Source organism: Ornithinicoccus halotolerans (genome assembly GCF_009602535.1).
GTDB lineage: Bacteria > Actinomycetota > Actinomycetes > Actinomycetales > Dermatophilaceae > Ornithinicoccus > Ornithinicoccus halotolerans.
Map to the genome: position 1 here is coordinate 1 of NZ_WIQI01000216.1, position 997 is coordinate 997.

The 997-nt window shown below is 46.6% G+C and carries 1 protein-coding gene; it reads left to right on the forward strand.

Features of this window, described 5'->3' with window-relative positions; genetic code table 11:
* Nucleotides 1-56 precede the first annotated feature (56 nt).
* Complete coding sequence (locus GFJ45_RS16140) at nt 57-977, forward strand: IS30 family transposase (protein WP_003574021.1); 921 nt, start codon at nt 57-59, stop codon at nt 975-977.
* The last annotated feature ends 20 nt before the right edge of the window (nt 978-997 follow it).

Below are 997 nucleotides of genomic sequence, written 5' to 3' on the forward strand. Positions count from 1 at the left end.
GTTCTTGCTAAAATGGTGTTTGCATAACATACCATCTAGAGAGAAGGACAGGTCCCATGGCCATTATAACCTTAATTGAACGATCTCAGATAGAACTGATGCAACACCACACGATTCAATACATCGCCGCGACCTTAGGCCGCTCTCGTATTTCTATTAGGCATGAGCTTCACCGTTGCCCTGAAGGTGATTACTGCGCCATTATAGCTCAGGATCATGCCGATACTTGTCGGCATCGTTGTGGTCGGCACTCGATTTTAACGCCTAAGTTGAAGCGGATGGTAACTGAGAAGCTAAACCTAGGTTGGTCCCCTGAAATGGTCGGTTATGCCGTTCACTGTGCGCCACACACGATTTACCACTGGATTTATCAAAGACAAGTCGATTTTCAGCCAAGCCAACTCTTTGATCACGGTAAACGTCATAAAAGAAGACAAGACCTTCGGTCGCGCTATAACCAAGCAGTAGGCACCTCAATTGAGATTCGCAGTGAGTCAGCTAATCGGCGAACCGAAAAAGGACATTTAGAGATGGATACAGTTCGCGGTGGTCGCGGGTCAAAGGCTGCTGTTTTGACCATTGTCGATCGGGTGACACGTTTAATGGCGACAACTAAGCTTGAAAACTTATCACAAAATGCTGTTCTCAAGGGATTTGCAAGACTGATGGTGGACTTTCCGGGTCCGGTTCGATCAGTGACGGTTGATCACGGTAAAGAGTTTTCCTGCGATCAGGCGCTTACAAAGCGCTATCGGATACCGGTTTACTTTTGCCACGCCTATCACCCGAATGAACGGGGCACAAATGAACGGTTCAATCGAGAACTTCGCTACTATTTCCCGAAGGGAACACAGTTTGATCAGGTTTCAGAGACCGATATTCAACAAGCCACAGCGCTTATCAATAACAAACCTAGAAAATGTCTCCGTTGGCAAACCCCAGTTCAAGCAGTGAGCAAGCCTCTTTCTAGGTGGTAACTTTATTATTGCAATCTAGG

Coding starts and splice junctions, on each gene's coding strand:
- GFJ45_RS16140 (WP_003574021.1), top strand. CDS start 57: ATGGCCATTATAACCTTAATTGAACGATCTCAGATAGAACTGATGCAA.